The organism is Pseudomonas sp. Fl5BN2, assembly GCF_009908205.1.
Classification (GTDB): Bacteria; Pseudomonadota; Gammaproteobacteria; order Pseudomonadales; family Pseudomonadaceae; genus Aquipseudomonas.
This window is the reverse complement of record NZ_JAAARL010000011.1, coordinates 210,159-236,810: the sequence shown is the minus strand read 5'-3', so window position 1 is coordinate 236,810 and position 26,652 is coordinate 210,159. Positions and strand designations below refer to the sequence as shown.

The window sequence follows — 26,652 nt, the reverse complement described above, 5'->3', positions numbered from 1 at the left end:
CGTTTCAAGGCGCCGGGCGAGGCGTTGGCTCAGAAGGATCGCCGGCGCATCAGGCGATAGGCGGCCGGAAGGACAAACAGAGAAAGCAGTGGGGCGGTGATCATGCCGCCGACCATGGGGGCCGCGATACGGCTCATCACCTCGCTACCGGTACCGCTGCCCAACAGGATGGGCAAGAGTCCTGCAAGGATCACCGCCACAGTCATGGCCTTGGGGCGAACACGCTGTACCGCCCCTTCACGAATCGCCGCCAGCAGTCCGCTTTCAGTGCTGTCGCCGAGGTCTTCCCGTGCGGCCCAGGCGTTCTTCAAGTAGAGCAGCATGATCACGCCAAACTCGGCAGAAACACCGGCCAGGGCGATAAAACCGACCGCCGTGGCGACGGATAGGTTGAAGCCCAGGAGATATAGAAACCACGCTCCGCCAGCGAGTGCAAACGGCAGCGTGGCCATGATCAACAACGCCTCATCGAAGCGCGCGAAGGTCAGGTAGAGCAGCACGAAGATAATCAGCAGAGTGGCAGGCACCACCTGTTTCAGGCGTGCGTTGGCCCGTTCGAGAAACTCGAACTGTCCGGAGTAGCTCAGGCTCATGCCGGGTTGCAAGGTGACCTGCTCACTGACAACGCGACGCAGGTCGGCGACCACAGAGGCAATGTCCCGACCGCGCACATCGATGTACACCCAGCCTGAAGGTCGCGCATTCTCGCTTTTGAGCATTGGCGTTCCGTCGCTGACCTTGATCCTGGCCACCATGCCCAGGGTGATCTGGCTACCCAGCGGGGTATAGATCGGTAGTTGCTCCAGGGCCGTGAGCGAATCACGCCACTCACGAGGGTAACGCAGGTTGATCGGGAAGCGCGCAAGCCCTTCAATGGTCTCCCCGATGTTTTCACCGCCGATAGCCCCGGCCACGATGGATTGCACGTCAGCGATGTTCAGCCCATAGCGGGCGGCGGCCTGGCGGTCGATGTCTATGTCGATGTAACGGCCTCCGGTCAGTCGCTCGGCCAGAGCCGAACTGACCCCAGGCACGTCCTTGGCTGCTCGTTCGATGGCCTGGGTGACGGTATCTATATCCATGAGTTGAGTACCGGCAACCTTCACGCCGATGGGGCTCTTTATGCCCGTGGCCAGCATGTCGATGCGGTTACGAATCGGCGGTATCCAGATGTTGCTCAATCCAGGCACGCGCACCACCCGGTCCAGCTCTTGCACCAGCTTTTCCTGGGTCATGCCGGGACGCCATTGTTCATGTGGCTTGAACTGGATGGTGGTTTCGAACATCTCCAACGGTGCCGGATCAGTCGCGGACTCTGCGCGACCGGCTTTACCGAAGACGTGCTCAACCTCGGGTACGGTCTTGATCATCCTGTCGGTCTGTTGCAGCAGTTGTGCGGCTTTCTGTGCTGACAATCCCGGCAAGGCGGATGGCATGTAGAGCAGGTCTCCCTCATCCAGTGGCGGCAGAAATTCACCACCCAGCCGTGAGATCGGCCACAACGCACTGATGCAGACAAGTAACGCGACCAGCAGGGTGACTCCGGGCCGGCGCAGCACGGCGTCCAGGGCCGGCTGGTAGAGGCGGATCAACCAGCGGTTGAGTGGGTTCTGCTGTTCATTGGGGATCCGCCCTCGAATCCAATACCCCATCAGCACCGGCACCAGGGTCACCGACAGTCCGGCCGCCGCAGCCATGGCATAGGTTTTGGTGAACGCCAACGGACCGAACAGGCGTCCTTCCTGGGCTTGCAGAGTGAACACGGGGATAAACGACAAGGTGATGATCAAGAGGCAGAAGAACAGTGCAGGTCCCACTTCGGTCGCGGCCTCGGTCATTACGTGCCAGTGCTGCTCACCCTTCAGTACCGCTCCAGGATGGGCCAGATGCCAGGCCTCGACCTTCTTGTGGGCGTTCTCGATCATCACCACTGCCGCGTCCACCATGGCCCCGATGGCAATTGCGATGCCACCCAGGGACATGATGTTGGCGTTGAGCCCTTGCTGGCGCATGACGATGAAGGCGATCAGCACACCTACCGGCAAGGAGATGATCGCCACCAGCGACGAGCGCAAGTGCCAGAGGAAGATCCCGCACACCAACGCAACCACGATGAATTCTTCAAGCAACTTGTGGCTGAGGTTTTCCACCGCGCGGTCAATGAGCTTGCTGCGATCGTAGGTCGTGACGATTTCCACGCCCGCCGGCAGGCTGCTTTTCAGTTCATCGAGCTTGGCCTTTACCGCGGCGATGGTTTCACGAGCATTCTTGCCGCTGCGCAGGACGATCACACCGCCGACGGTCTCACCTTCACCATCAAGTTCGCTGATGCCACGGCGCATTTCCGGACCCAGCTGGACAGTGGCGACGTCACCCAGGGTGACCGGTACCCCCGCGCTGCCCAGCTTGAGCGGGATCGCTCGAAAGTCATTGAGGGTCTTCAGGTAGCCAGAGGCTCGCACAATGAACTCGGTCTCGGCCATTTCCAGCACCGCCCCTCCGGTTTCCTGGTTGGCCCTGCCGATAGCATTGCTTACCTCCGACTGGGTGATCCCCAGGTTGGCCAACTTCAGCGGGTCGAGTTGCACCTGATACTGCTTGACCATGCCGCCTATGGTTGCCACTTCCGCAACGTTCGGCAGGGTCTTCAGCTCGAACTTGAGAAACCAGTCCTGCAGCGCCCGCAGTTGCGCCAGGTCATGCCCACCGCTGCGATCCACCAAGGCGTATTGGAAAATCCAGCCAACGCCGGTGGCGTCCGGGCCCAAGGCGGGTTTGGCACTGGCTGGAAGACGACTTTGTACCTGGCTCAGGTACTCCAGCACCCGCGAGCGCGCCCAGTACATATCGGTACCGTCTTCGAACAGCACGTACACGAAGCTGTCGCCGAAAAACGAATAGCCGCGCACGGTTTTCGCTCCTGGCACCGAGAGCATGGTGCTGGCCAACGGGTAGGTCACCTGGTTTTCAACGATCTGCGGAGCTTGACCGGCGTAGGGAGTGCGGATGATCACCTGCACATCGGAGAGATCCGGCAGTGCATCGATGGGCGTGCTCTGCACCGACCAGACGCCCCAGGCGCTGAGGAACAGCGTGGCCAGCAGCACCAGAAAGCGATTGGCCACCGACCAGCGAATAAGGGCGGCAATCATGGTTGGCTCCCAGAACGCTGCAAGCGCTCGACACGCAAACCGTCATCGGTTTGACTGACCGCGATCCGCACCTTATCGCCCGCCTTGAGATCCTGGGCCAGGGCTGGATTGGCCAGGGGCAAGGTCATGGTCATGCCAGGCATGCCCAAGGTTCTGAAAGGGCCATGGGCGAGAGTGACTTGTCTGTCGTCGATCGCGACAATCTGACCCTGCGCCTCATGCAGGGAAGGGGCGGCTGCAACGGACGGCAAGACTTCCAGCGAGTTTGCAACAATGCCTTTGAGACTTGCCTGCGAGTCGAGCAGGAACTGGCCGGAGCTCACCACCTGCTGGCCTTCTTCCAGGCCTTTCAAAATCACCGTCTTGCCGTCGTTGTCGGGCCCTGGCTGCACCTCTACCGGGCGATAGCGGCCAGCGTCTTCGGCCAGCATCACCAAGCTCCGCCGGCCCGTGCGAATGACAGCCTCACTGGGCACCCACAACACACTTTGCTCGGTTGAACGATGCAGACTGACCTGCGCGGTCATTCCCGGCCGTAGACGACCTTGTGGATTGGGCAGTTCGATACGCACGCGAAGTGTTCGGCTGTCAGGGTTGGTATCCGGGAGAATCGCACTGATGACACCCTTGATGGACTCTCCTGGAAACGCCGGGAAATGGGCTTCGGCGGTTTCTCCCATGGCGATGGATCCCGCTTGCGCTTGCGCAACGGCCACGGCCAGCCAGACACTGCTCAAGCCATTGACGCGGGCCAGTGTCGCTCCTGGGGCCACGGTCATGCCTTGTCGCACGTTCAGCTCCTGAAGCGCTCCCCCGATAGGGCTGGCAAGGGTCAGGATCGGTTGGACTCTGCCGCTGCGCTCGACCTGGGCGATCAGTGCTGCAGGCATCCCGCTAAGCTGCAATCGCTGGCGTGCCGCCGCCAGCAAAGCAGCATCGCCATGGCGCTTCAGGGCCAGGAACTCTTCCTGCGCCGCCGCCCACTCTGGTACCAGAATATCCGCCAAGGCGGCATTGGCCTTGAGTACATCGCCAGGGGCACGGGCATAGACCCGCTCAACAAAACCTGCAGCGCGGGCCTGAATGACGGCAACGTCTCGCTCGTTGAAGGTCAATACACCGGCCACCTCCAGGCTTGAGGAAAACCCGCCACGGGTGACACTCGCGCGGCGCATACCGAGATTCTGAGTCAGGCTCGGATCAATCTGCAGCGCCGCAGTGTCCGCCTTGGCGTCGGCGTACTGCGCAACCAATTGCATGTCCATGAACGGCGACTTGCCCGGCTTGTCGAATTTTTGCTGCGGGTACATGGGGTCATACCAATACAACGGCATGCGAGCGTTTGAGGGGAGTGGATTCGGTGCTTGTTCGCCCATTCGCGACGCTGCCCACCAGAGCCCCCCGGCGACTCCCAAGGCCGCCGAGAGCATGCACAGCGCAGCGCTTTGCCATTTTGCTGTGCTCATTGAGTGGGCTCTCCATAGGTGTAATACAGGCGAGCGCTGCTAAGCGCCTGCTGTTCTTCGACGTCAACCAGCTTGAGGCGCGTTTCGATGAGTTCGCGGCGGGCCGCGACCACTGCAATCAAGTCGCCTTTGCCGGCACGGTAGCTGGCCATGCTCAGTGCGACCTTTTCCCTGGCCAGCGGTACCAGGCTCTCCTGGCCTCTGCGCACGGCACGCTTGAGGCGTTCACTGTCCGCCAGTTGTTCCTCAAGTTGCTGGGTATGCTCGCGTAACAGGGTTTCGCGCTCGGCCTCAATCTGCCTGAGCTCGGCGTGCTTGGCGGCAATCCTGGGGTTCTGGCGGGAGCCGGGAAACAGCGGTAGATCCCATGAAAGCTGAACGCTGACCATATCGCCGAACTGCCGGTCTCGATGCTGATAGTCGAGCTCCCAACTCCAGTCAGACTGTTTTTCCGCCTCGGCTTCGCGAACCTTGGCCTGTGCTTCGCGGGTCATCGGAGCAAACGCTGCCAGTTCAGGGTGATGCTGCAGCTTATGTGCGTAGCCGGATGCTTCGACAGGCCACTCAGGCAGTCGGCCTTCAGGTCGATCATTGGCGGCCGGGCCAATCCAGCGCTTGAGAGCGGCCCGGGCTTGAGCTCGCTGGCGGCTCAGATCATCCTGCTGCTCCGCTAGTCGGGCCGCTTCCTGCCTGGGTGCAACCGCATCGGCAGGTTGCGCGCGACCCCCGGCAATCTGCGCGCGAACGGTATCGTTCAGTAGACGGTTTTCTTGGTAGAAGTCCTGGAACAGTGCATCTTTACGCTCAACGAAGTAACTGCTGATCCACGCCAAGGCCGCCGACTGGCGGACTTTCAAGCGTTCGACTTGCCGCTCGGCTGTCGCTCGATCAACGGCCGCATCGGCGACCTCGACGCGGGCTTTGCGCTTGTCACTGTTGGGCATCTCTTGCCGAACGCCGACCATCTGCATGGTCATGAAATCCTGGTTGATACTCCAGCGCTCGGGTCCGCCAATCGGATAATTCTGGACGCCCAATAACAACTTCGGATCAGGCAGTTCCCCGGCGGGAATGGCCGCGCTGCTGGCCGCCTGGATTTTTGCGTCTTGTGCGCTGAGCGACGGTGCATCGTTTTCGGCCAGCCGCAATGCTTCATTGAGTGTCAGCGCGGCGGCGAGTGTCGGCAATGCCAGCACGCTAGCCGCCAAGCCAGCCACGAGGGACCAGCCTGTGCAACAGCACTTGGAGTTCATGTCTACGATTCCTGTGATGAGCCACTGCGCGCGTCATGAGACAGGCGCACAGCCATGCCATCCCGCTGACGCGGAATGAGGTTCAGGGCGGTACAGGAATCAAACCCGCGGCGGTCGCCACACCCCTGGAGGGGTTTGCACGGGGAGGGCGTCGCTGAGTAGCGGCAACACGATTGGGCTGAACAGGCTGATGGGGGGCTTGATGAGGGAGACCTGAAGCATGCCACCGGTCTTGCATTCCTGGCCCGGCTTACAAGGCTTGCCGTGATCGGCAAGGCTTTTCATCTCATGGCAGCAGTCCATGCCCATGCCGTCCATCATCGACATACCCAGGGTTTTCATCGGGCACGGCTCTGTCGGTGCTTGCACGCCCGCCATCCCGCTGAGGGGAAGCGCCAGGCTGAGCATGAAGATCAGGCATAACCGCAGAATGCGTTTCATGGGCTGGAGTGTAGTCGTTGAAAGTGACTCTTGGCATGTGACATGAGTCGTGGATGGCGTGTCGAAGGGCTCAGTTCGTGTAATCAGGCTGAACTTGCATTAAGTCAGGATTATCGACCCGGAATATAGGCTTCCAACCCGCCGATTCCAAGGCTGCTCGTCGTCCGGAGCTGACCTCTGTGCCGTCAACCGAACGGCCTGTTCGATCTCGCCACCGATCAACTCGCTCAACGAAGCGGACCCGCCAGCACGGCGGGTCCGAGCGTGAATCAGAGCTTGGGCAACTGCCCGATACGGCCCATCATCTCGGTGACGATCTGCAGGTCGAGGAGGAACTGGTCGACGGTCTTGAACTCGCTGTCGGTGTGGCCGGTGTACTTGACCTCAGGCCGAGCCAGGCCGAACTGCACGCCATTGGGCAGTTGATGCACCGAGGTGGCGCCGGCGGAGGTGCCGAACTTGTGCGCCATGTCCAGGTTTTCACTGGCCACGGCCAGCAGCGCCTTGACCCATTCACCCTCGGGGTTGCGGTACATCGGCTCGGCGATGGAGGTGTCGAAGTTCACGGCGACGTGGGTCTGCTTGCTCCAGGCATCCAGCTTGTCGGTGATCTCGGTCTTGAGCACTTGCGGGGTCTTGCCTTTTGGCACCCGCAGGTTGACTGCCAGTTTGAACGCTTTGTCGTCCATGCCGACATAGGTCAGGGAAGTGGTCAGCGGGCCCATGAAGGTGTCGGAGAAGCCGATGCCCAATTTGCCACCCAGGTAGTCCAGGCCCCAGTTGTCGGCGGCGTAGCGGGCGGCGTCGGTGATTTCGTTGTGCTTGAGGGCAACCTTGCCGTCGAGGCTGTTGATCAGGTCCAGCGCACGGGCCACCGGGTTGACCCCAGTCTCGGGCTCGGAGGAGTGGGCGGAGACGCCGGTGACGGTCAGCTTGACCTCCTTGCCCACCACCTTGGCGCTGACTTCGAAGTTGCCGCCATTGCGCTTGGCATAGTCGCTGCCGGCTTTCTGCAGGCTGGCGGCGAGTGCGGCGGGCTGGTCGGTGACCAGGGTGGCCACCGAGGCCGACGGAATCTGGTTGGTGGCCAGGCCGCCGGTCAGCGCGGTGATCTCCGCGCCTTTACCTTCTGCGGGACGCCGGGCAAAGCTCGCCATCACCGTGCCGTAGCCTTTCTCGGCAATCACTACCGGGTAGCCGCCATCCAGCGCCAGGTTGTAGTTGGGGGTCGGGTTGTGTTCGAAGTAGTAGGGGATCGCGTCGCCGCTGGTTTCCTCGGTGGTGTCCACCAGCAGCTTGAAGTTGCGTGCCAAGGGCAGCTTTTCTTCCTTGATCACCTTCATGGCGTACAGGGTCACCACGATGCCGTTCTTGTCGTCCTCGGTGCCGCGGCCATACATGCGGTCGCCGATCAGCGTGACCTTGAACGGGTCGAGGCGGGTGCCGTCCTTCAGCACCCAGTTCTCCGGGGTTACCGGCACGACGTCGGCATGGGCATGGATGCCGACCAGCTCATCGCCTTTGCCGTCCAGGGCGATTTCATAGACGCGGTTGTCGATGTTGCGAAACTTCAGGTCGAAGGCCTGGGCCAGGTCCTTGATCTTGTCGGCGATCTTGATGAACTCGGGGTTTTCGTGCTGGGGCACACCCTCCACCTGGAAGGTCGGGATGGCCACCATTTCGCTCAGGGTCTGGGTGGCCGCCTTGCCGTACTTGATCCGGGTATACAGGCCCAGCAGGCGATGGATCTCGTTCTGCTGTTCGGCGGACAGGCTCTGGTCGGCGAGGAAGGCGTTGATCGTCGGCGCGAGATTGTTGGTCTTGGCCAGTGGGCTTTTGCCCAGGTCGCCGAGGAACTGGCGGAAGTCGCTGACCGAGGCGTCACTGAAGGTCTTGAGGATGGCCGCGCTCTGTTGCGGGGTGATGTTGGCCTGGGCGGTGCTGGTGAAGGACGACAGGCTGGCGAGCACCAGGGTGGCCGCAGCCAGTTGCTTGAGTGAGAAATCCATTGTAGAGGGCATTCCTTTGCAGGCAGTGGGTAGGAAGTGTCTGAGGAATCAGACAGAAACTTTCCCAAGCTAACACTACGAAGGAGTACTGCGGGAGACCCTGAAGTGGCAACTGTCGCACAGAAATGCAAAAGCGACGCACAAACGAAAAACTGCCCCGGGGCGGGGGAAGCCAGAGCGGTTCTGCAAGGCGCGAGAGCCCTGTGAAATGGCTGCAGTGAGCCGGGCAGGGGGTACCTGGAGCGGGGCGCGCCGATTCAGGCACGCCCCGCTGTGGCGGCTAGATCAAGGCGCGACGTCCCACGGACGGTCGCCGTGTTGGTCCTTGATCCGGGTTGGCAGGCCCATGAGGTCCAGTGCCTTGAGGAACGGCTTGGCCGCCAGTTCCTCGACGTTGACCATGCGCTGCACGTCCCACTCGCCACGGGCTACCAGCAAGGCGGCCGCGACTGGCGGCACGCCGGCCGTGTAGGAAATGCCCTGGCTGTCGGTTTCGGCGTAGGCTTCTTCGTGGTCGGCCACGTTGTAGATGAAGACTTCGCGCGGCTGACCATCCTTGGTGCCTTTGACCAGGTCACCGATGCAGGTCTTGCCGGTGTAGCCCGGGGCCAGTGACGCCGGGTCAGGCAGCACGGCCTTGACCAGTTTGAGTGGCACCACTTCCAGGCCTTCGGCGGTCTTCACCGGCTGCTCGGAAAGCAGGCCCAGGTTCCTCAGCACGTTGAACACATTGATGTAGTGTTCGCCGAAGCTCATCCAGAAGCGCACGTTGGGCACGTCGAGGTGCTTCGACAGCGAGTGCACTTCATCGTGGCCGGTCAGGTACAGGTTCTGCGAGCCTACGACCGGCAGGTCGTCGGTGCGCTTGACTTCGAACATGCTGTTGCTGGTCCACTGGCTGTTCTGCCAGCTCCACACCTGTCCGGTGAATTCGCGGAAGTTGATTTCCGGGTCGAAATTGGTCGAGAAATATTTGCCATGGGAACCGGCATTGACATCGAGGATGTCGATCGAATCAATGCGGTCGAAATGTTCTTGCTTGGCCAGGGCCGCATAGGCGTTGACCACGCCCGGATCGAAGCCCACGCCGAGAATGGCGGTGACGTTCTTCTGCTGGCACTCCTCGAGGTGTTTCCACTCGTAGTTGCCGTACCACGGCGGAGTTTCGCAGACCTTGCCCGGCTCTTCGTGAATCGCGGTGTCCAGGTAGGCCGCACCGGTATCGACGCAGGCACGCAGCACCGACATGTTGAGGAACGGCGAACCGACGTTGATGACGATCTGCGATTGGGTCTCGCGGATCAGCGTCTTGGTCGCTTCGATGTCCAGCGCGTCGAGGGCGAACGCGTTGATTGCTGTGGGCTGTTTGAGGCTGCCCTTGGCCTTGACGCTATCGATGATGGCCTGGCATTTGGAGATGTTGCGCGACGCGATAGCAATACGACCGAGTTCGTCGTTGTGCTGCGCGCACTTGTGGGCCACCACCTTGGCGACACCTCCTGCACCAATGATAAGAACATTCTTCTTCAATTTATTTACTTCTCCTCGTGTCTGCCCGCTCAGGAAAGGCTGGACAGATAGTCTTCGAAACCAAACTCGCGAACCACTTCGACACTACCATCGAGTTGTTTCACGACGATGGACGGCATTTTCAGACCGTTGAACCAGTTTTTCTTGACCATGGTGTAACCCGCCGCATCGACGAACGACAGTCGATCGCCGATCGCCAGCGGACGTTCGAATTGATACTCACCGAAGATGTCGCCGGCGAGGCAGGATTTGCCACAAATCATGTAGCTGTGCTCGCCGCTGCTCGGGGCCAGCTTGGCGTTCAGGCGGTAGATCAGCAGATCCAGCATGTGCGCTTCGATGGAGCTGTCCACCACCGCCAGGTGCTTGCCGTTGTACAGGGTGTCGAGCACGGTCACTTCCAGGGATGCGCTCTGGGTGATCGCCGCTTCGCCCGGTTCCAGGTAGACCTGCACGCCGTACTTCTCGGAGAAGCCCTTGAGGCGCGCGCAGAACGCGTCGACGTCGTAGTCATCACCGGTGAAGTGGATGCCGCCGCCGAGGCTGACCCACTCGACCTGGTGCAGCAGGTGGCCGAAGCGTTCCTCGATGGTGGACAGCATCTGGTCGAACAGAGCGAAGTCGTCGTTCTCGCAGTTGTTGTGGAACATGAAGCCGCTGATCTGCTCGATGACCGCTTCGACCTTGGCCGGGTCCCATTCGCCGAGGCGGCTGAACGGCCGGGCCGGGTCGGCCAGCAGGTAGTCCGAGCTGCTCACCTGGGGGTTGACCCGCAGGCCGCGGACCTTGCCGGCGCTGGCATCGGCGAAGCGCTGCAGCTGGCTGATGGAGTTGAAGATGATCTTGTCGCAGTTATCGAGCATGTCCTCGATTTCATCGTCAGCCCAGGCCACGCTGTAGGCATGGGCTTCACCGGCGAACTTCTGCCGGCCGAGCTTGAGTTCGTACAGCGACGACGAGGTGGTGCCGTCCATGTACTGCTGCATCAGGTCGAACACCGACCAGGTGGCGAAGCACTTGAGCGCCAGCAGGGCCTTGGCGCCCGACTGCTCGCGCACGTAGGCAATCTTCTGCATGTTGCCCAGCAGCTTCTGTTTGTCGATGAGGTAGTACGGCGTTTTGATCATTTCAGGACTCCGGCAGGGCCAGCCAAAAAGGTACGCATTGTGCCTTCAGTGCCTGCAGATCGAAAGGTCGGAAATGGATTTTCGCCCGCTAACCGTCTGCTTCCTTGTTTTCGCGGCCGATGCGTGGCCAGTGTTTGAGGGGCGCACCGCCCGGATACAGGCGGTGCGGCTGGGTTACACCGGTGAAAGCTGCGGGTCTGTGGCAGCCCCGGTCATGGGGGCCTGCGGATGGGGTGTCGCAAATGCGCGCTCGTAGGCCCGGCATACGCGCAGTACCTGATCGTCGGCGAATCGCGCGCCTACCACCTGCAGGCCGATGGGCAGTCCGGCCTTCGAGAATCCGCAGGGCAATGAAGCCGCAGGTTGCTGAGTCAGGTTGAAGGGGTAGCTGAAAGGCGACCACTTCATCCAGTCGTCGATTGCGCTGCCGGGCGGTGTGTCGTGGCCGGCCTCGAACGCGGTGATCGGCAGCATCGGGCAGACCAGCAGATCGTAGCGGCGGTGAAACATGTTCATGTGGGCCATCAAGACCGCCCGCGCTTCCTGGGCCGCGGTGAAGTCGGCGAGGGTGATGTGGCGGCATTCCTCGGTAACGCGCAGCAGGCCCGGATCGAGCAAGGCTTTCTGGGCCGCGTCCAGTTGCCCGGCAAGTGCCTGGGCGCCCGCGTAGATCAGGGTCTTGAACAGTTGCAGCGGGTCGTCGAATCCCGGGTCGATGGCTTCGACGGTCGCTCCCAGTTGCTCCAGCCGTGCAACGGCTTGTGCCACCTGGCGGGCGACTTGCGGATCGACCTGTACATAGCCGAAGTCTGCACTGAAGGCGATGCGCAGGCCCTTGAGGTCTGTGCTTTCAGGCAACCATGGGGTATGGCGCGGCGCGCCCATCAGCGCGTCTCGCGGGTCGGGGCGGGCGATGGTCTGCAGGAACAGCACGGCATCTTCCACGGTGCGGGTCATGGGCCCCAGGTGAGACACCAGGGTCGTCGCGCTGGCCGGGTATTGCGCAATGTAGCCGAAGGTCGGTTTGAAGCCGAAGGTGCCGGTGAAGCTGCTGGGGATGCGGATCGAACCACCGGCATCGCTGCCCTGGTGCAGCACGCCCAGATTGAGTGCTGCGGCCACCGCCGCGCCGCCGGAGGAGCCGCCGCTGGTCATGCGGGTGTCCCAGGGATTGCGCGTGATGCCATAGAGCGGGCTGTCGGTCACGCCTTTCCAGCCGAACTCCGGGCTGGTGGTCTTGCCTAGCACCACGGCACCGGCTTCTCGCATAAAGCTGGTGACGGGGGCGTCGACGTCCCAGGGGCCTTGCGCGCCAATCGTCAGTGATGCCTTGCGCGTGGGCATGCCCCGGGTGGGCGTCAGTTCCTTGATCGAGGTGGGCAGGCCGTCCAGCGCGCCGCAGGGCTGGCCCTTCAACCAGCGTTTTTCAGACTCGCGTGCGGTGCTCAGGGCGCCTTCGGGATCGGTGTAGCAATAGGCATTGACCAGCGGGTTGAAGCGCTCGATACGGGCCAGAGCGTCCAGGGTGACTTCCACGGGAGACAGGCGCTTGTCACGGTAATGAGTGAGCAGCTCGATGGCGCTCATGTCGGCGATGGCGGTAGCGTTTGGCATGGCAGTGTCCTGATGTGCGGGTGCAGGCCGGGCCTGCACAAAACCACGTGTGGGCGCCCGGGCCGGGCGCCCTCGACAACAACGCGCTTCAGCGCAAGTAGGCTTCGGCCAGCTCCACCCAGCACGCCGCGCCCAGGGGAATCAGTTGATCATTGAAGTCGTAGTGATCGTTGTGCACCGAGCAGCCGTTGAACTCCCCCGTGCCATTGCCCAGTCCGAAATAGCAGCCGGGTACCTCATCCAGCATCCAGGCAAAATCCTCGCTGCCCATGGCCCTGAATGACACCTGCTCCACCACGTTCTCGTCGCCCAGGGCCTTGCGCGCGGCGTCGAGCATCTGCTGAGTCTCGGCGACGGTATTGACCAGGACCGGTGCCAGCAATTGATAGTCGATCTCGGCGGTGACCCCGAATGCAGCGGCCTGGCCTGCGACGATGGTGCGGATCCGTTGCTCGACCTGTTGTCGGATCAGCGGGTCGACCGTGCGCACGCTGAGTTCCAGCATGGCCGATTCGGGAATGATGTTGGTGGCGGTGCCGGCGTGCACCCTGCCGATACTGATCACCACCGCATCGTTGACGCTGATGTTGCGCGAGACCACGCTCTGCAGGGCGCTGATGACGCCGGCCAGGGCCGGGATCGGATCGATGGCGCGCTCCGGCATGGCGCCATGTCCGCCTTTGCCGGTCAGGGTAATGCCGACCCGTTCGGACGAGGCCATGACGGCGCCGCTCTTGATGATCGCGTAGCCCACGGGAAACCCCGGCATGTTGTGGAAGGCGTACACCGCATCGCAGGGGAAGCGTCGGAACAGTCCGTCGGCCATCATTCGCTTGGCGCCGGTCAGGCCTTCTTCATCCGGTTGGAAGATCAGGTTCAGCGTGCCGTCGAACTCGCCGTGCAGGGCCAACTGTTCGGCCGCTGCCAGCAGGGTGGCGGTGTGGCCGTCATGACCGCAGGCGTGCATCACCCCGGCGCGCTGGCTGGCCCAGGGCAAACCGTTGCGCTCGATGATCGGCAAGGCATCCATGTCTGCCCGCAGGCCCAGGGTCCTGGTGCCCGAGCCGCGACGCAATACGCCGACCACGCCATTGCCGCCCACCCCGGTGTGGACTTCATAGCCCCAGCCTTCGAGCAGGCCGGTGACCAGGGCTGCGGTGTCCAGGGTGTCTTCACCCAGCTCCGGATGGGCGTGGATGGTGCGCCGGATCTTCACAAAGCGCTCGTTGCCGGCTTGCAGTTGGTCTTGCAGAGGGGTCATGTTCACAACGGATTCCTTGTTCCAGGTGGATGTACAGTTGCAGCTCGGATTCAGGGACGGCCCGGGTATTCCGGGTAGAAACGCAGGGCCACGCCACTCAGCACGATGGCGGCGCACAGATACCAGGCAGGTACCAGCGGGTTTGCGGTAACGGCGATCAGCCAGGTCACGATCAGTGGCGAGAAACCACCGAACAGGGTGACCCCGAAGCTGTAGACGATCGACAGCCCGGTGACTCGCTCGTCACGGGCAAAGGCTTCCATCAGCAGCGCCAGGCCGGCGCCGCCGCTGATGGCCATCGGCAGGATCAGCATCGACACCGCCACCAGGCACAGCAGGGTGCTTTGCAGGCCCAGCAGCATGAAGGCCGGGTAGGTCAGGATCATCTGCAGGCCACACAGCCAGTACAGCAAGGGCTTGCGCCGTGGCATGCGGTCAGCGAATCGCGAGGCCAGCGGGGGAACGACCGTCAGCAGGACGCAAGCGAAGGCCACCAGTGAAAAGGCGAAGCTGCTGGAGTAATGCAAGGTCCGGGTGAGGTAGGTCGGCATGTAGAACACCACCATGTAGGAGGTGACCGTCGAACTGGCCATGAGCAAGATGCCCAGGCCCAGCGTGCGCGCGTGCTTGCGCAGCAGGTCGCGAAGCGGCGTCGGGTTCTCCGGGTTCTGGTGGGTTTCATCCAGGTGCTTGCGGATGTACCAGCCCACTGGGCCGATCAGCAGGCCGATGATGAACGGAATGCGCCAGCCCCAGCTGTGCAGCGCCTGCTCCGACAGGACACTGGTCAGCAGCAGCCCGGAGAGCGCCCCGAGCAAGGCGGCGGCGCCCTGGCTCGCGCCTTGCCAGCAAACCATGAAGCAGCGGTTGTCAGTGCGTCCGGACTCCATCAGGAAGGCCGACGCGGCGCCGACTTCACCGCCTGCGGAAAAGCCCTGCAGCATCCGTCCGAACACCAGCATGACGGTGGCGAAGATCCCGATGCTGGAGTAGGTGGGGGTAAAGGCAATGATGCCCGTGCCCACGGTCATCAAGGCAATGGTCAGCGACAGCGCCTGCTTGCGACCGTAGCGGTCGGCCACCCGGCCAATCAGTACTGCCCCTAGCGGGCGGACGACAAAACCCAGGGCAAAGGTCACCAGCGACATCATCAACGATGCCAGTGGTGAGTCGGAGGGAAAAAACAGCTGGCCGATGATCACCGCGAAAAAGCTGTAGACGGTGAAGTCATACATTTCCAGCGCATTGCCCAGGGAGGAGGCGATGACCACCCGGCGCATGTTGCCGCGGGGTATCGCCGGCGCTTCGGACGGTGCGTATTGAAGCGGTAGCGAAGGAGCGGGGGTACTTTTCATGGCATTTTCCAAAGAGTGGCGATTGGCGCAAGGTCTGTGCCAGCCGCCAGTACGAGGTCCTGGCGCCACCTCGGCGAAGGCGCTGTGGTTCGAGCCGTTGTGACCGGCGTTCAGCGCACCCCACTCTGGCGCAAGGCGTTGGGCGTGAACTCGGCCTCCAGCGCCTTGACGCCAAACTGATAGTTGCTCTTCTCTTGGTTCTTCAGGCCCAGCACCAGATAGCGGCCGCTGACCATGTCATTCAGGGTCTCGGCGGTGTACCAGGGCACCTGGCTGTTGTAGTAGGACTGCTGATGGGCTTCGGCCACGCGCCACAGGGTATTGCGCCCGTCGTAGTGATCGATGACCGCGGCTTGCCAGGAGTCCTCGTCGATGTAGAAATCACGCTTGGCATACACATGGCGCTGGCCCGGTTTCAAGGTCGCGACCACGTGCCACACACGGTGCAGTTCATAGCGCGCCAGGTCCTGGTTGATGTGCCCGGCCTTGGTGATCTCGGCGTACTTGAGCGTGGGCGAATCGAGCTTGTAACTGTTGTACGGGATGTACAGTTCCTGCTTGCCCACCAGTTGCCAGTCATAACGATCCGGGGCGCCGTTGAACATGTCGTAGTTGTCCACCACGCGCTGGCCGTCGGTGCTGGCGGCGGGTCCGTCGTAGGCCACCTGCGGGGCACGCCGGACACGCCGCTGGCCGGCGTTGTAGATCCAGGCCTGGCGCGGTTCCTTGACCTGATCGAGGGTCTCGTGAACCAGCTCCACGTTGCCGGCCAGGCGCGCTGGCGCCACCACGGTCTGCTTGTTGTAGAACAGCACGTTGCTCGGCTTGGCCGGATCGTAGTCGGCGAGGCTCTCGCGCAACACATACTGGTGGGCAAAGGTCACGGGGGTGCCGTTGCCCTGGACATCCGGCACGATCTGCACCATCTGGCGTTTCACGCTGTCACCGCGATAACGGGTGATGTGGTTCCAGATCACCTCCAGTCCGTCCTTGGGGATCGGAAACGGAAAGGCCTTGGTGAAGTGCTCCAGGCCATTGCCGCCGGCCACCAGGGTGGTGTTCAGGGCGTTCTTGCGGGCCGCCTCGACGATGCTCGGCGGCACGTTGGCGCTGCGGTGAGTGGGGTAGATGTTCATCCGGTAATCGGGGTAGCGCTTGAACATCGCGACCTGGCCCGGGGACAGGCGGCCTTTGTACTGCTCGACGTTCTGCGGGGTAATGCTGAACAACGCGCGTTCGCTGGCATAGGGGTCGGCGAGAAAACCAGCGCTGTCGATCGCCCCGGCATTCTTCGCCAGGCCGCCCGTCCAGGCCGGGATCGTGCCTTCGGCATTGCCGGCGCGCTCCGCGCCCACCGGGGTCAACGTGGTATCGAGTGTTGCCGCCTTTTCGGGCGACACCGCGGCCATGGCCGACGTGCAAAGCAGCAGCGACAACGCACTGCCGTGAAACACCGACTTCGAAATTTTCATCGCACCTTGTCCTGTTCGATTGCTGATTGCGGATTCAAAAGCTCACGCCGAAGCTGAGGGCGACGAAGTCGCGATCAGTCGAAGTGTTGTAGGGACCATCGAAGAAATCGGTGTAGGAAAGACTCGCCGAGTAGGTATTGCTGAGGTCGGCATCCAGGGCCAGGCTGATGGCCTTGCTGCCTTGGTTGAAGTTGGGGCCGTAGCCTTCCACGTCATGCGACCAGGATAGGCTGGGCTTGAGGTTGATCCCGGCGATCAGGTTCTGATAGTCGAGGATGGCGCGGCTCCGATAACCCCAGGAATTGGCGGTGTAGAAACCCTTGTTGTTGCAGTTCTGCGGGTTGACCGGGTTGGCCATCAGCGCGCAATTGCGGTTGTCGGGCAGTTCGCCGTTGCCGAAGATACTGTCCCGGCCGAAGCGCAAGGCGTTGCTGTCGATAGCTCCCAGATGGTTGTAGCCAATCTCGGTAATCAGGGTCAGGCGCTCGGCGGCCCAGACCTGATCGATGAAATGGGTGAGGGTCATTTGCGCCTGGGTCACCGGCTTGCGCACATACCCGTGGAAACTCTCGCCGGGCACGGGCTGGGCAAAGCCGCTGGCGAAGATCGGGGCCCCGAGAGTGGCCGCCATCGGGCCGGCGAGCGCGGCAATGGTCACGTCGCTGCCATTGAGTGACAGTGGCATGTTCGGGCGGTAGCTCAGCTCACCGGAAACCGCCGTGGTGCCCAGGGTGGTGGCAAAGCTCAGGCCATAGAGGCGGATGTCTTCCGGGTATTCGATGAAGTACTCGGCGCTCGACGCCATGGTGCCGGGCTTGACCGCGAAGGGGGCGCTACCGACGGTGCCGCCCATGAACGGTGCGCGGCTGTGGTAGTTCAGGGCATACAGGCCGAATTCGGTGTTGTTCAGCGCCTCGACCTGCCAGCGCAGGGCCATCCCGAACTGGCCGCTGTTGCGTGCATCGCGGTCGCCGCCCCGGGTGAAGTGGTATTGGCCATTGGGGTCCCAGGGGGGCGAGAAACCCATGCGGGTATTGCAGCCATCGGCCATCACGTCGGAGCCGAAAAAGGTCCCGCAGTTGTCGACGACGGTCTGGTCCCACTCCAGTTGATAGAACAATTCGGCGGAGAGGTCCTCGGTCAGTCCCTGGGACAGGAACAGCATGTTGACCGGGATCAGGCCTTCCTTGATTTCCGCTCCCGGGCGCCGAAAGGCTGCGACATCCGTCGGGTTGATCACGTTGATGCCATTGCCGATAAAGGTACTTTCCCCCCAACTGACCACCTGTTTGCCCAGGCGCGCATTGCCGGGCTGATCGGCGATGAAATAGTTGTGATAGACAAAGGCGTCCAGCAGTTGCGCGCCCGCGGACTTGGCCGCCTCCTTGCGATGCTCATCACTGATCTGCACATAGCGCCGGCTTTCGTCCTTGAGCTCGAAGTCGTACCAGTACTTGCCCCTCAGGAACACTCCGCTATCGCCGTAGCTGAGCTGCAGGTCGTGTACGCCCTTGAAGATCTTCGAGAAGGTTTCGCCTTTGCGAAAGTTCAGCCGACCGTCGTCGGAGGATTGGCTTGAAGCGTGCCCTGCGTTCCACGTGCCGATGAAGGCCCGGTCCGGATTGCGCAGTGCCCAGCTGGAGCCAATGGACAGTGAAGAATCGAATTGCCCCTGGATCTCGCCGATGTCGAAGGAAGCCGCCTGGCTCGGTGCGCTGATACTCAGTGCAATCAGGGTCGGCAGGCTCAGGAAGCGAAATTGATCAAGCAGGAATTGGTGCGCCACAGAACTTCCCCATCGTTTTTTTTATTGGAGGCAGTACGTGTTGTCTGCCGGTCGATGCTGGTGGTGGAGAATCTTCTGGGAGCGTGTTAAGAGTGTCCAATGCAAAGATAGGGCTGGATTAATGCAGTGAGCGACTTAATCGATCTGAAGCGTGTGCGCCATCTGGTTTATCTGAGCGAGGAGCTGCATTTTTCTCGCGCCGCGGCTCGGGCCAATCTGTCGCAGACGGCGTTCAGCCGCAGCATCCAGTCACTGGAAAGCGACCTGGGGGTGCGACTCTTCGATCGTGATACGCGCACGGTGATGCTGACCGCTGCCGGGCAGCAACTGATCGGGCGTGCGCATGAGTTGCTCGGTTGCGCCAGGAAGCTGGTGGCGCAAGCCATCGATATTGCCGGTGCCGAAGGCGGTGAACTGCGCCTGGGCATCAACCCGATGGCGGCCACGCTCAACACTGTCGATATCCTCATCAGGTTGCGCAAACAGGTCCCCAGGCTGGTGCTCAATGTTCAGGTCGGGTACTGGAATCAGCTGTGCCACCTGCTGGAAACCGAGCAACTGGATTTCGTGGTTGCCAGCCTCAAGTCGGGCGAGGAAATCGACCCGCGCTTTTCCGTGACCCACTTGCCCCCTCAGCCGGCCTCGGTGTTCTGTCGCCGCGATCACCCGCTGGCCCTCCAGGCAGGCCCGATTTCCCGTGCACAGATCCTCGACTACCAGTGGAGCGGCGTGTCGGTTTCCAACGAAGCGTCGCTGTATGCCTTGTTCGATCTGGCGCCCGGCACATTGCTGCCCTGGACCCTGAGTTCCAACGATCTGAACCTGTTGCGTGAAACCACCCTGAGCAGCGACTCATTGCTGCTGACCTGGCGCTCGTGGCTCGACCAGGACCTGCACAACGAGCTGCTGGTGGACCTGGCACCGTTCATCCAACCGCCCTGGCCGGCGGATGTGCTGACCATCCGCTATGCGGTGGTGACCCATGCCGGACGCACGCTTTCGCCGATTGCCCAGCAAGCCATGGACATGATCGTCAGCGAGGCCCCGGGGGAGGCCGGGCTGTCGACATTCCCGGGCGCCTGAGCGGTGGGTGACGGGGCTCGCTCAGTCGGCTTGCCAGGGGCGTGCCAGGAGTTTTTGGCGACAGGCGCTGGGGCTTTGGCCGAACCAGCGATAACAGGCGCGGGTCAGCGAGCTGGGGTCACCGTAACCCAGCAGGAACGCGACTTCGGTCAGGGCAATCTGCGGGTGGGGGAGTAGCGACTCAAGGCGTTTGCGGCGCAAGTCATCGATGATCTCCTCGACGCGCAAGCCCAGGGCCAGCAGGCGGCGCTGGAGCATATGCCGGGGCATGCCCAGCTGGCCAGCCAGGACGGGCAGGTTGCAGTTGCCTGTCACCAACAGGCGCTCCGCCAGTATTTCCACCTGGCGCCCCAGGTCCAGGGGATGGCTCTGGATCAGGCGGCGGACAATCCGCTCGCTGGTCTCAAGTATTGCCGGGCTGGCGCTGGCCAGTGGTGTGCTCAGCAAGCCGGCGGGAAAGAACAGGGCGTTTTCAGCCTGGTTGACGCGCACTCGGCAGCCAAACAGGGCGCGATAGGCCTTGCTGTCGAGGGGGCTGTCATGCCTGAAGTTGATCTGCCATTGCTTGCCGGTGCTGCCGGTAACCCGACGCAGGAAGGCAAGTGCTATGCCATGCGCCAATTCGCTCAATTGCCGATCGCCCAGCCTGCTGACACTCGGGTCATGCTCCAGATGCCAGGCGGCATATTGGCCCTCGACGCTCAGGCTCATGTTCAGCCCGGGCGAGTGGTACGGCATGTAGCGAGCGACCCGCTCCAGGGCATCGGCAAGGTTGCTGGCGTGGAGCACGATCAAGGCCATCGGCCCGAGGATGGAAACGTCTTGCAGGCTCGCCAGGCGCGCGCCGAAATCCGCCATCGACAAGGTCTGCGAGGTGATCTCCAGCAGTTGCGCGACCTTCTCCAGGGGCAGGCTGAAATGGGCGTCGTCGAGCTGGGCCGGGGTCATGCCGACACGCGCCAGCAGGGCTTGGGCGTCACCGCCATGCTCGCTGACCAGTTGGCTGAAACCGGTCAGGGCCGGGGTCCTGACAAACAAGGGAGGGCGGTTCATTTTGTTCCAGGATGCCAAATGGTTGTTATCAAATGCCAAGTAACCTAACTCGCCTCATGCCAGCATCTCAAGTCAAGAAAATTCATCATTCGAGGTCTTGGAAATGCTTTGCGACTATAAGGACATTCTGCAGATCGAGGCGGGCCCTCTACCCTTTACCGACATAAACAGCACCTATGCGCTGATCGAACGCAGCGCCGGCCAATGGCCGCAGGCTCTGGCCCTGAGCTTCTTTCTGCGGGTCGAGGATCATGCGCAGCCGGTGCGCTGGACATACGCCGAACTGCTGGCGGACATCACTCGCGCCGCCAACCTGTTCCAGCGCTTGGGGGTGCGGCGTGGCGACGTGGTCGCGTTGATCCTGCCGAACTTGCCGCAAACCCATATTGCCATGTGGGGCGCGCAGACCGCGGGTATCGCCTTTGCGGTCAACGTCTTGCTGGACGGCGCGCAGATGGCCGAGCTGCTGGCGGCAGCCAAGGTCCGCTGGGTGGTCACGGTTGGCCCCGAGCCGGATGCGCAAATCTGGCAGCGGGTCGAGGGCGCGATTGCCCGTTTGCCCGGTCTGCAAGGTGTGCTGGCGATTGACCCGCTGCGGCATCTGCCGGGCCACACGCAGAGTGCGCCGCTGCCTGCCGAAGTGTCCGGGGTGCCGGTAATGGATTTCTTCGCCGAACTGGCCATTGAGCCAGGCGACCGCCTGCGGTTTGCACCGCCGGGCCTGAATGACGTGGCGGCTTACTATTGCACTGGCGGCACCACCGGCTTGCCGAAAATTGCCTGCCACAGCCAGCGCAATGAAGTGATCTTCTGCGGGCAGTTGGATACGGTGATCGGCGCGCCGGTCCTGCGGCCAGGCCGCACCGTGCTTACCTCGCTGCCACTGTTTCACGTCAATGCGCTGATCGGTTGCGGCCTGGCGGTATTTGCCCAGGGCGGTCATGTGCTGCTGGCGCCGCCGGCGGGGTTTCGCACACCGGGATTCATGTCGCGGTTCTGGGAGATCGTCGAAACCCATCAGGTCAGTAGCTATTCAGCCGTACCCACGGTCTACGCCGGCCTGCTACAGGTGCCCTGCGCCGGCTATGACACTCGCTCGCTGACGGTGGCGATCTGTGGCGCAGCGCCGATGCCAAGGGACTTGCTGCGCAAGTTCGAGCAACAGACAGGCCAGCGCGTTCTTGAAGGCTATGGCTTGACCGAGGGCTCGTGCGCGTCGTCGATCAATCCGGCGCGCGGCGAGTCGCGCATTGGCTCCGTCGGCCTGCGCCTACCCTGGCAGGACATGCGTGTGATGATCCTCGATGAGCGAGGCGCCTGGCTGCGCCATGCGCAAGTCGATGAGGTGGGGGCGATCTGTATCAGTGGTCCCAATGTCTTCATCGGTTATCTGGACAGCGCTCATGATCAGGGCATGTGGTTCGATACCGATGCTCCCGAGGGTGGGGCCGCACAGCGCTGGTTCAACACCGGGGACCTTGGACGCTGCGATGCCGAAGGTTACTTCTGGCTCACCGGGCGCAAGAAGGAGCTGATCATCCGGGGTGGCCACAACATTGAACCCCAATACATCGAGGAAGTGCTGGCCACCCACCCCGATGTCGCGCTGTGTGCAGCGGTGGGCCGACCCGACGCGCATGCCGGGGAAGTTCCGGTGGCCTATGTGCAGGTGCGTGCCGGAAGCGCTATCAGCAGCGCCGAGCTGCTGGACTACGCGACGCGGCATATCACTGAGCGTGCAGCGGTGCCCAAGGCAGTGATCCTGGCCGATGCGTTGCCCATCACCGGCGTGGGCAAGATCTTCAAGCCCGCGCTGGTCATGGCTGAAATCGAGGCTGTCATACGCCAGGAGGCGGCCTTGCTGGCCATCGAGCTGCAAGAGGTGAAGGTGGTGCAGAGGCCTAAGCAGGGCTTGGTGGCGAGCTATCGCTGCGCGGATGAAACCCAGCGACTGGCCGAGGCTCTGAGCCGCTACACCTTTGCCAGTGAGCGGAACTGAGCGTGGATTGCAGGCCGCGCACCTGAGCACCGGTTGACGATCTGCTTTGCTCCGGCGGCGTTGCACATGGCTGAACGTCGCTGGCTGCAGCGTGAGCCGGTTCTGGGTCCTGTCGATGCAGCGCCGGTGTGGTGAAATTGCACGGTCTGCGTGCTCCCGCGCTGCTTCGCTTTTTCTTATCCAGCGAGCACATTTTTAGTATTTTTCCTTCGTCGGCGTCTGTCGCACCATCTGCCCTATCCGATTCACACCCGGGTTCTGAACAGGGCGCCCAGCCCTTGGCTGGCGCCCATCGTCTCGCAGAAGGACACCGACATGACCGTAGAACAAATACAAGTGGATACCCTGGTGGTTGGCGCGGGCCAGGCCGGCGTAGCCATGAGCGAGCATCTGAGCAAGCTCGGCGTGCCGCACCTGGTGCTGGAACGCAGCCGGGTCGCCGAAGCCTGGCGCAGCGGACGCTGGGATTCGCTGGTGGCCAACGGGCCCGTCTGGCACGACCGTTTTCCTGGGCTGGAGTTTACGATCGAGCCCGATGCCTTCGCGGCCAAGGATCAGGTCGCGGATTACTTCGAAGCCTATGCACGCAAGTTCAATGCGCCGATTCGTACCGGTGTCGAAGTGCGCAAGGTGCAGCGCAATGTCGGTCGTCCAGGCTTCACCGTGGAAACCTCCGACGGGGTGATCCAGGCCAATCGTGTGGTGGCTGCCACCGGGCCTTTCCAACGCCCGGTGATCCCGCCGATTGCGCCCAAGGGCACGGCGCTTAATCAGTTGCATTCCGCCGAGTACCGCAACCCGCAGCAACTGCCCGAGGGCGCGGTGCTGGTGGTCGGCGCAGGTTCGTCCGGGGTACAGATCGCCGACGAACTGCAGCGCGCAGGCCGCCAGGTCTACCTGTCCGTGGGTGCTCATGATCGTCCGCCACGTTCCTATCGCGACCGCGACTTCTGCTGGTGGCTCGGGGTCCTCGGCGAGTGGGATGCAGAGATCGCCAAGCCAGGCCGCGAGCACGTGACCATCGCCGTCAGTGGCGCCCGCGGCGGCCAGACCATCGACTTCCGGGCCCTGGCCCAGCAGGGCATTACCCTGGTGGGGCTGACCCAGGCTTTCGACGGCGACCGGGTGACCTTCCGTGCGGACCTGGTGGACAACCTGGCCCGGGGTGACGAGAACTACCTGGCGCTGCTGGATGCTGCCGACGCCTATATCGCCCGCAACGGTCTCCACCTGCCGCTGGAGCCCGAGGCCCGCCAGCGCTTGCCCGATCCGGACTGCGTGACGCAGCCGATCCTGGCGCTGGACCTGCAGGCAGCCGGTGTCACCTCGATCATCTGGGCCACCGGCTATGCCGTGGATTTCAGCTGGCTGCAGGTCGATACCTTCACCGAACAAGGCAAGCCCCTGCATCAGCGCGGCGTGTCCCGCGAGCCGGGGGTCTACTTCCTCGGCCTGCCCTGGTTGTCGCGCCGCGGCTCGTCGTTTATCTGGGGGGTGTGGCACGACGCCAAGCACGTCGCCGATCACATCGCCACGCAGCGCAAATACCAAGCCTACAGCGACGCCCGGCAGCCTTCGGCCACGGCTGATGCGCCGGTGCTCAACCTCAGTTCCGTGGGAGCCCTCTGATGCCTACTCATACGCGTATCCGCATGTTCAACACCAAGGACACCTACCCCAACCAGTCCCTGGACAACGACCTGTGCCAGGCAGTGCGCGCCGGCAATACGGTGTATGTACGCGGCCAGGTCGGCACCGATTTCGACGGCCGGCTGATCGGCCTCGGCGACCCGCAGGCCCAGGCCGAGCAGGCGATGAAGAACGTCAAGCAACTGCTGGAAGAAGCCGGCAGCGACCTGTCCCACATCGTCAAGACCACCACCTACCTCACCGATCCACGCTACCGCGAGCCGGTGTACCAGGAAGTGGGCAAGTGGTTGAAGGGCGTGTTCCCGATTTCCACCGGTCTGGTGGTCTCGGCCCTTGGCCAGCCACAGTGGTTGATGGAGATCGATGTGATCGCAGTCATTCCTGAATGAAGCCTCTGCTGTTGATTGCGCCGGCGCCCAATCGTGCGCCCATGCGGCCCTTGTGGGCCAAGGAGTTGCCATGACTTTTTCAATCGTTGGCCGTTGTGCCGAAACCGGCCAGCTGGGCATTGCCATCAGCTCGTCGAGCATTGCCGTCGGCGCCCGTTGCCCCTGGGTGCGGGCCGGGGTCGGAGCGGTAGCGACCCAGAATGTGACCCTGCCGGCCCTCGGCCCGCAGATTCTCGACTTGCTGGAGAATCACCAGTTCGATCCCGCCGCGGCCCTGGACAAGGCCCTGGGCAGCAATGGCTGGAGCCAGTACCGCCAGGTGACCGTGATCGACGGCCAGGGGCGCACGGCGTTGTTCAGTGGCCAGCAAGCCCTGGGCACCCATAACGCAGTGGCCGGCGAGCAGTGCGTGGCCGCCGGTAATCTGCTGGCGAGCAGCGCGGTGATCGAGGCCATGGTCGCGGCCTTCGAGCGGACCCCGGGTATTCTTGTCGAGCGTTTGCTGGCGGCGATGCAGGCGGCGATGGCCGCCGGTGGCGAGGCGGGGCCGGTGCATTCGGCGGCGCTGATGGTGGTGGATGACCTGACCTGGCCCATCGTCGACCTGCGGGTGGACTGGGTCGATGAGGACCCTATCGACCAGTTGGCGGGTCTCTGGCAGGCCTATCGCCCGCAGATGCAGGACTACCTGACCCGGGCCCTGGACCCGACCGCCGCCCCCAGCTACGGAGTGCCGGGCAATGAGTGAACTCTCCAGCCGCGAGCTGCTGGCGCGGCTGGTGGGCTTTGCCACGGTCAGCCGCGATTCCAACCTGGAACTGATCGGCTTTATCCGCGATTACCTCGCCGAGCAGGGCGTGCCCTGCGAGCTGATCTACAACCCGCAGCGGACCAAGGCCAATCTGTTTGCCAGCATTGGCCCCGCGGATCGCGGCGGCGTGGTGCTGTCCGGGCACACCGACGTAGTACCGGTGGACGGCCAGGCCTGGAGCGTCGAACCGTTTGTCCTGAGTGAGCGGGAAGGGCGCCTGTATGGGCGCGGCACTGCCGACATGAAAGGTTTTATCGCCTCGGTGCTGGCCGCCGTGCCGAGCTTTACCCGATGCTCGTTGCGGCTGCCGATCCACCTGGCGTTCTCCTATGACGAAGAGGTCGGCTGCCTGGGCGTGCGGCCGATGCTTGAGCAACTGCAACAGCGCCCGCATCGGCCGGTGCTGTGCCTGATCGGCGAGCCCACCGAACTGCGCCCGGTGCTCGGCCACAAGGGCAAGCTGGCGATGCGTTGCCAGGTGCGCGGTGCCGCCTGCCATTCGGCCTATGCGCCGTATGGGGTCAATGCCATCGAGTACGCCGCGCGGCTGATCGGCAAGCTTGGGGACATTGGCCGCCAGCTGGCGCAACCGGAGAGGCATGACCCACGTTTCGACCCGCCGTTCTCCACGGTGCAGACCGGCACCATCAAGGGCGGTCGGGCGCTGAACATCGTACCGGCGGAATGTGAGTTCGATTTCGAGGTACGGACCTTGCCGGGTTACGACGCCCAGGCCGTGGTGGATGAATTGCAGCGCTACGCCGGGGAACAGTTGTTGCCGAAGATGCAGGCGATCCAGGCCGATACCGGCATCGGCCTGCAGCCCTTGAGTGCCTATCCGGGCCTGGCCACCGCGCCGGACAGCGAAGCCGCCGAGTTGCTGGCACTGCTCAGTGGCTCGCGGGAGTTCGGCACCGTGGCCTTCGGCACCGAGGGCGGCCTGTTCCATGAAGCGGGCATTGCCACGGTGGTCTGCGGCCCCGGCAGCATGGAGCAGGGGCACAAGCCGGATGAGTTCATCAGCATTGAGCAACTGGACGCCTGCGACGCGATGCTGATGCGCCTGGCGCAGTGGCTGCAGGCGCCTGCCTGATGTTTGCTGCTGGCTGATCCTGCCTCACGGCGCAGGTCACCGACCTGTGCCGCGCCTGGGCTGCTGCGCCTTGATCGCCAGCGCCAAGGCATCCTGCCTGCCCTTGGT

Annotated in this window: 19 protein-coding genes; 6 read left to right on the top strand and 13 right to left on the bottom strand. The window is 62.8% G+C overall.

What is annotated here, in order from left to right:
* Positions 1–29: 29 nt before the first annotated feature.
* From GV819_RS17570 to GV819_RS17515, 12 genes are all read right to left on the bottom strand, one after another.
* Positions 30–3,152 carry an efflux RND transporter permease subunit gene (locus GV819_RS17570; protein WP_161757315.1) on the bottom strand — a complete coding sequence of 1,041 codons (3,123 nt, stop codon included), beginning with the start codon at positions 3,150–3,152 and terminating at the stop codon, positions 30–32.
* Entirely contained in the window at positions 3,149–4,618 is a 1,470-nt protein-coding gene (locus GV819_RS17565; RefSeq protein WP_161757314.1) for an efflux RND transporter periplasmic adaptor subunit, read from the bottom strand. Before GV819_RS17565 ends, GV819_RS17570 begins: the two co-directional genes overlap by 4 nt.
* Complete coding sequence (locus GV819_RS17560; protein ID WP_161757313.1) at positions 4,615–5,871, bottom strand: TolC family protein; 1,257 nt, start codon at positions 5,869–5,871, stop codon at positions 4,615–4,617. Before GV819_RS17560 ends, GV819_RS17565 begins: the two co-directional genes overlap by 4 nt.
* 99 nt (positions 5,872–5,970) lie before the next feature.
* Positions 5,971–6,312: a hypothetical protein gene (locus GV819_RS17555; protein ID WP_161757312.1), complete on the bottom strand. Its 342-nt coding sequence runs from the start codon at positions 6,310–6,312 to the stop codon at positions 5,971–5,973.
* A 269-nt stretch (positions 6,313–6,581) separates the two neighbouring features.
* Positions 6,582–8,321: a dipeptidase gene (locus GV819_RS17550; RefSeq protein WP_161757311.1), complete on the bottom strand. Its 1,740-nt coding sequence runs from the start codon at positions 8,319–8,321 to the stop codon at positions 6,582–6,584.
* A 285-nt stretch (positions 8,322–8,606) separates the two neighbouring features.
* A complete protein-coding gene (locus GV819_RS17545; RefSeq protein WP_161757310.1) occupies positions 8,607–9,851 on the bottom strand; it encodes a saccharopine dehydrogenase family protein in 1,245 nt (414 codons plus the stop codon).
* Positions 9,852–9,880: 29 nt separating this feature from the next.
* The gene (gene nspC / locus GV819_RS17540; RefSeq protein WP_161757309.1) at positions 9,881–10,978 is read right to left on the bottom strand and encodes a carboxynorspermidine decarboxylase; all 1,098 of its coding nucleotides are present in this window, start codon (positions 10,976–10,978) and stop codon (positions 9,881–9,883) included.
* 174 nt (positions 10,979–11,152) lie between these two features.
* On the bottom strand, positions 11,153–12,592 hold the full coding sequence (locus tag GV819_RS17535; RefSeq protein ID WP_161757308.1) for an amidase: 1,440 nt from the start codon (positions 12,590–12,592) through the stop codon (positions 11,153–11,155).
* Positions 12,593–12,680: 88 nt separating this feature from the next.
* Positions 12,681–13,853 (bottom strand): amidohydrolase, encoded by a 1,173-nt coding sequence (locus GV819_RS17530; RefSeq protein ID WP_161757307.1) that lies wholly within the window; start codon positions 13,851–13,853, stop codon positions 12,681–12,683.
* A 50-nt stretch (positions 13,854–13,903) separates the two neighbouring features.
* Positions 13,904–15,208 carry an MFS transporter gene (locus tag GV819_RS17525; protein ID WP_178126025.1) on the bottom strand — a complete coding sequence of 435 codons (1,305 nt, stop codon included), beginning with the start codon at positions 15,206–15,208 and terminating at the stop codon, positions 13,904–13,906.
* Between the two features lie 110 nt (positions 15,209–15,318).
* Positions 15,319–16,680, bottom strand: a complete 1,362-nt coding sequence (locus GV819_RS17520; RefSeq protein WP_161757305.1) for a DUF1329 domain-containing protein — start codon at positions 16,678–16,680, stop codon at positions 15,319–15,321.
* 34 nt (positions 16,681–16,714) lie between these two features.
* The gene (locus GV819_RS17515; protein WP_161757304.1) at positions 16,715–18,466 is read right to left on the bottom strand and encodes a DUF1302 domain-containing protein; all 1,752 of its coding nucleotides are present in this window, start codon (positions 18,464–18,466) and stop codon (positions 16,715–16,717) included.
* A 126-nt stretch (positions 18,467–18,592) separates the two neighbouring features.
* On the opposite strand from GV819_RS17515, the gene GV819_RS17510 reads away from it, so the two are divergent.
* Positions 18,593–19,549: a LysR family transcriptional regulator gene (locus GV819_RS17510; RefSeq protein WP_161757303.1), complete on the top strand. Its 957-nt coding sequence runs from the start codon at positions 18,593–18,595 to the stop codon at positions 19,547–19,549.
* Positions 19,550–19,570: 21 nt separating this feature from the next.
* On the opposite strand, the gene GV819_RS17505 is transcribed toward GV819_RS17510, so the two are convergent.
* Positions 19,571–20,602, bottom strand: coding sequence for an AraC family transcriptional regulator (locus GV819_RS17505; protein ID WP_161757302.1), 1,032 nt, complete (start codon positions 20,600–20,602; stop codon positions 19,571–19,573).
* Between the two features lie 103 nt (positions 20,603–20,705).
* Here GV819_RS17505 and GV819_RS17500 point away from each other — a divergent pair, with 103 nt between their 5' ends.
* From GV819_RS17500 to argE, 5 genes are all read left to right on the top strand, one after another.
* Positions 20,706–22,601, top strand: a complete 1,896-nt coding sequence (locus tag GV819_RS17500; RefSeq protein WP_161757301.1) for an acyl-CoA synthetase — start codon at positions 20,706–20,708, stop codon at positions 22,599–22,601.
* Positions 22,602–22,916: 315 nt separating this feature from the next.
* Positions 22,917–24,230 (top strand): flavin-containing monooxygenase, encoded by a 1,314-nt coding sequence (locus tag GV819_RS17495; RefSeq protein WP_161757300.1) that lies wholly within the window; start codon positions 22,917–22,919, stop codon positions 24,228–24,230.
* Entirely contained in the window at positions 24,230–24,640 is a 411-nt protein-coding gene (locus tag GV819_RS17490; RefSeq protein WP_161757299.1) for a RidA family protein, read from the top strand. Before GV819_RS17495 ends, GV819_RS17490 begins: the two co-directional genes overlap by 1 nt.
* A gap of 70 nt (positions 24,641–24,710) precedes the next feature.
* On the top strand, positions 24,711–25,388 hold the full coding sequence (locus GV819_RS17485) for a DUF1028 domain-containing protein (protein WP_161757298.1): 678 nt from the start codon (positions 24,711–24,713) through the stop codon (positions 25,386–25,388).
* Positions 25,381–26,544 carry an acetylornithine deacetylase gene (gene argE, locus GV819_RS17480; RefSeq protein ID WP_161757297.1) on the top strand — a complete coding sequence of 388 codons (1,164 nt, stop codon included), beginning with the start codon at positions 25,381–25,383 and terminating at the stop codon, positions 26,542–26,544. The genes GV819_RS17485 and argE overlap by 8 nt, the downstream gene beginning before the upstream one ends.
* Positions 26,545–26,652: the final 108 nt, after the last annotated feature.